The following is a 4,101-nucleotide window of genomic DNA, read 5'->3' as shown; positions in this document are numbered from 1 at the left end:
GCTGGCAGGGGCGCGTGTTTCAAGAATAGCACCGCTGGCCGAGCCGCCGGATCTCTCGGCAATGCCGCCGCCACGCGAGGATGATCGCGCGGGCGTGCTCGAGGCGCTCGGCCCGACGCCGGTGGCGGTCGATGAGGTGATCCGTCACACTGGTCTCGGCGCCGCCCAGGTCTCGATGGTGCTGTTGGAGCTCGATCTCGCGGGACGGCTGGAGCGCCACGCCGGCGGCAATGTCTCTCTGGTTTCCTGATGGTTCCACCCGGCGCCGTGGCACTGACGATCGAGTGCTTCCGTTTGGAAATCACCGCATGCGCTATCTGAACGCGCACAGGCTCGTAACCAATCTGCCCGTCGTGGAGAACTATTTCGCCAGGCGCGCGGCGCCTCGGTCGGGCATGCGGATTTTCTTCCAGGACGAACACAATCTGGTGCTTCCTGGCGGGCGTGACGTTCCACCCTCAAGCGCTCCGGGCGTCGTGCCATCCATCTTCGGAGGCGACGAGACGTATCTCGTCCGGATCGCAAACGAAAAGCAGTACCGCACGGCGGACGTCGTGCTCGAATACAATGTGCCGAACATCGTCAACATCAAATCCAGCGGCCGGTTTCCGAGGCGCTTCAGCGAGCGGATCGTCTACTGCCCTCCGATCCCCTTCGACTATTCAAATGCAGGCGGCCGGTCGATCGACGTCCTGACCAACATCATCAACACCAGGGAGCCGAGGCGCGCCTCCCTGATCGAAAGACTGGAGGCTTTTGCGGGCTACAGGAATGTCCAGGGCGTCTACGACCTGCCCGGGCTGCGGTCGCTGTACCAAAGCGCTAAAATCATCGTCAACCCGCACCAGACCTGGCATCACCACTCGATCGAGGAGTTCAGGGTCCTGCCGGCGCTTTCGCAAGGCTGTCTCGTCGTCAGCGAGGACGTGCCGCTGCGAACACACATCCCCTATCATGAATATGTGATCTGGTGCCGGTACGAGGACATTCCCGACGTCGTCGCCGAGACGCTGCGGAACTACGGCCGCCTTTTCGAGAAGATCCACGGCCCCGCCGGCGGGCTTGCGGAATTGCTGGCGTCGATGCTGGCCGAGTTCGAACGGTCGATGGACAGGGTGATTGCCGCCGACGCGGCCAGGTCCGGTGCCTCGAGATTACTGTCGGCCATTCGGCGCCGTCTGGGCTAGCGGAATAGATATTTCGACACTTCCGGATTGCCGCGGCGCCACATCACATTGTCCAGGAAGTAGTGATGGACGTTGATGAAGATCAGCACGATGAAGAAGAACAGCGACGAGCCGAGAACTTGCCTGTCATAAGGGATCATAGCCGTCAGCACGAACGGGATCAGCCAGAAGCCGAGATAGCCGAGCGCGCCGCCACCGACGATAAATCCCAGGACACGAAGCCTGTAGAGGGGGCCGAGAAAGGACAGGATCTTCGGTTGCGGATCGCTCGCGGCATCCAGACCGTCGCGCTCGACATTGGTCTGATAGCGCCAGACCACCGCCAGGTACTGGAGCGAGTGGAGCGCGGGCACCACAAGCAGCCAGAGCGGGTTTATCCTTGCGATCAGGATCCAGAGGTAGAGTGATGCGACATAGGCCACGATGCCGTTGTACGGCAGGCCGCCGCCGTTCTTTCGCCAACGGTTGACCAGCATCATGACCGTAGCCGCGGTGGATGCTACGGCTACCAGCAGGGCAATGTCGGTGATCCACGACGGGGCCGCGAATGTGTAATATTCCAGCCCATAGTATTTGCCCGCGGTGACCGCCGTATTCGTCTGCAGCCAGGCCAGGATCCAGACGGCATAGCTGTTGACCAGCAGCACCTTCTTGTCCCGATCGTCGAAGAATTTGCGCTTGAGCACGGCATCCACCATCAGCATGCCGTAGCCCTGCTTGACGTAGTGCCAGCCGACGAAGAAGAACATGGCGTTGGTCGCATATCCCAGCAGCCGCGTGTTTGCCGTCGCCGCGCCATAGGCAAAGAAGGCGCTCATGATCAGGGGAACGGCGATGCCGGCGAAGATGTAGCGGATCTGCAGGCCCTTGTCGTATCCGTCGCCGCTCACCTTGCGTCCGAAATTGCGGTAGAAAATCTGATATGAGTGGGCGAAGTGGGGATAGTTTACCAGATACGCCACAAAGACCATCGTAGCGGCAACGAGGCCTTCGTACTCGAGCGGCACAAGAAACAGAACCGGCAAGATGAGAAACGCGCTACCGCCGAGCATGAGGAAGTCGGCGACTGGGCCGAATAGATATTTCTGGGGTTTCGCCGCCGCGGGGGCCAGGGTGTCGGCCGAAAGGTGAAGTGCCATGTATCGCCTCCCTTGCGAATGCCGACTCTAGCTGCCGCCCAGTCTGGCGACAAGGTTGGCACTGCCGGTCTACGCCCGCTTTGTGGATATCGAAGGCATCACGAGACGCGTTTCGGCGACTGCAACTCGCGCCCCATCCTGGCAGCCTGAAAGATCGTCATCAAAACCAGTATCGGCTCGCCATCGGTCGGATTGATCATCAGGGCGACGCGGCCAAGTTCGTCGCTCATGGCACAGTTCCAGTCCTTGACCGCGATCACCTTTTTCTCGGACAATTTATTGCCCCTCCCCTTGGACGCCTCTGCCCGGCCCACTCGATCGATCCAACGGAAAGCTTGGCCCCGGGCCGATCTAAATACAAGCAATCGCTAATATTGTTATAGCTAGCCGACTAACAGATGGGCTTCAGGAGGGCCGTTTAATCTATATGATCCAATAGTTTGGTCGTCGCGGCGTCACGACGGTGTTCGGAATTGGCTCGATCGATGCCTTCCACGGTGATGGCGAACATCCCGTTTTCGATCCTGGCTATCCAGCCCTTTGCCTTCAGATACCAGAGATGAAAATCCAGATGTTCTCGCGGACAGCCTGACAAGCGCTCGAGTTCGTCATCGCCAATGCCGGGATTGTTGACGTCCTGGCGCCGCTTTACATAGAGAAGCGTCAGCAGTTTGGCCTGGATGACGACATCCCGCTCAAGACCTTTGGTGTTGCTGGCCTCCTCGGTAAGCTCACGGCGAAGGCCCAGATTGTCCCTGTACTGGATGTCGTACTGCGCGCGCTTGACCGGATCCTTCAGCGTATTGTGGGCTTCCACGATCTCGCTGAAGCGTGAATCATCTCCGGTATCCCGATTGTCGGGATGATAGCGCATGGCAAAATAACGAAATATCCGTTCAATCGTTTCCGAGTTGGCGTTCGGGCTGATTTCCAGAAGTTCGTAGTAGTCAGTGAACATTGGTGGTGCTGCCTCGAATCTACACCACTCCCCCATAGGCAGCTTCGCGCAACTGGTACCCACATGCAAGCAGGCTTCCCGAGAGGGAGTGCCTGGCGATCCGAGCGAAGTGGGCAGCATGCCGGGCGAAGCTGCGAATCTCCGCCGTCGCCACGACCGTGGACACCACCACGGATGACGGCGAGATCGTCCGCAATGCCATCACCAGTCGGCAACCCCAATTCCCCGCGCCGTGCAAATGGTTCTGGCGCGGTCACCGGCTTTGTCAAACGAACGCTAATATACGATATAGCCTGCCGCCCAGCTGCCATGTTAGATCTAGGCGGACAATGAAAGTCCTGTTGATCGCGCTAGCCGTCGCTCACAACTGGTACACCGGCTATCATGATCCGGTTACCGGCTATGAATGCTGCGAGGACAAGAAGGACTGCGGGGTCATCAGCTCGCGCTATGTCGAGCCGCTGCCTGGTGGCGGTTTCAATGTCCGCACGGGGTCCAAGACCCGATACTTCATTCCCAAGAACCGCGTCATAGAGAGCGAAGACAGCCAGTATCACATCTGCTTGTCCCCGCCGTTTTCCTATATTCGCTGCTTCTTTGCGCCCCGCACGGAGGCGAGCCGATAGACACTCGCTGCATTTCGCGAGGCCCATTTCGGAGTTGACCGGCGCCCATTGGGCGGGGGGCTTTGGGGCAAGGCGCCGGCCAGTCAGCCGCGCAAAGCAGTGCGCCTAATCTTAAGGGCGTCGATCATTTCGTCAGCCCACCCCGGCGCCGCCGCCGTTCTTGGGGATGAAGGTCTCACTCGGCCTTTAGT

5 protein-coding genes and 1 pseudogene are annotated in these 4,101 nt (G+C 59.6%); 3 read left to right on the top strand and 3 right to left on the bottom strand.

Going from position 1 to position 4,101, the window contains the following annotated elements; all coding sequences use genetic code 11:
• Both EN742_RS26625 and EN742_RS26620 read left to right on the top strand, forming a co-directional pair.
• A pseudogene (locus tag EN742_RS26625) lies at positions 1-250 on the top strand (DNA-protecting protein DprA); the annotation flags it as partial.
• A gap of 58 nt (positions 251-308) precedes the next feature.
• Positions 309-1,187 carry a hypothetical protein gene (locus tag EN742_RS26620; protein ID WP_126054692.1) on the top strand — a complete coding sequence of 293 codons (879 nt, stop codon included), beginning with the start codon at positions 309-311 and terminating at the stop codon, positions 1,185-1,187.
• Here EN742_RS26620 and EN742_RS26615 read toward each other — a convergent pair.
• The 3 genes from EN742_RS26615 to EN742_RS26605 all read right to left on the bottom strand — a co-directional run bounded on the left by EN742_RS26615 (position 1,184) and on the right by EN742_RS26605 (position 3,284).
• Positions 1,184-2,326 carry a hypothetical protein gene (locus EN742_RS26615; protein ID WP_126054693.1) on the bottom strand — a complete coding sequence of 381 codons (1,143 nt, stop codon included), beginning with the start codon at positions 2,324-2,326 and terminating at the stop codon, positions 1,184-1,186. The genes EN742_RS26620 and EN742_RS26615 overlap by 4 nt on opposite strands.
• Before the next feature lie 98 nt (positions 2,327-2,424).
• Entirely contained in the window at positions 2,425-2,601 is a 177-nt protein-coding gene (locus EN742_RS26610) for a hypothetical protein (RefSeq protein WP_126054694.1), read from the bottom strand.
• A gap of 143 nt (positions 2,602-2,744) precedes the next feature.
• Positions 2,745-3,284 (bottom strand): J domain-containing protein, encoded by a 540-nt coding sequence (locus EN742_RS26605; RefSeq protein WP_126054695.1) that lies wholly within the window; start codon positions 3,282-3,284, stop codon positions 2,745-2,747.
• Positions 3,285-3,613: 329 nt separating this feature from the next.
• Between EN742_RS26605 and EN742_RS26600 the strand changes: the two genes are divergently transcribed.
• Positions 3,614-3,910: a hypothetical protein gene (locus EN742_RS26600; protein WP_127405555.1), complete on the top strand. Its 297-nt coding sequence runs from the start codon at positions 3,614-3,616 to the stop codon at positions 3,908-3,910.
• Positions 3,911-4,101 lie beyond the last annotated feature (191 nt).

The sequence above is a fragment of the Mesorhizobium sp. M4A.F.Ca.ET.020.02.1.1 genome (assembly GCF_004022645.1).
Classification (GTDB): Bacteria; Pseudomonadota; Alphaproteobacteria; order Rhizobiales; family Rhizobiaceae; genus Mesorhizobium.
The sequence above is the reverse complement of the archived record's forward strand: the minus strand, read 5'-3'. Positions and strand labels throughout refer to the sequence as shown.

Bases quoted from the DNA above. Each gene is read 5' to 3' on its own strand.
- EN742_RS26620 (WP_126054692.1), top strand. From the start codon at position 309: ATGCGCTATCTGAACGCGCACAGGCTCGTAACCAATCTGCCCGTCGTG.
- EN742_RS26615 (WP_126054693.1), bottom strand. From the start codon at position 2,326: ATGGCACTTCACCTTTCGGCCGACACCCTGGCCCCCGCGGCGGCGAAA.
- EN742_RS26605 (WP_126054695.1), bottom strand. From the start codon at position 3,284: ATGTTCACTGACTACTACGAACTTCTGGAAATCAGCCCGAACGCCAAC.
- EN742_RS26600 (WP_127405555.1), top strand. From the start codon at position 3,614: ATGAAAGTCCTGTTGATCGCGCTAGCCGTCGCTCACAACTGGTACACC.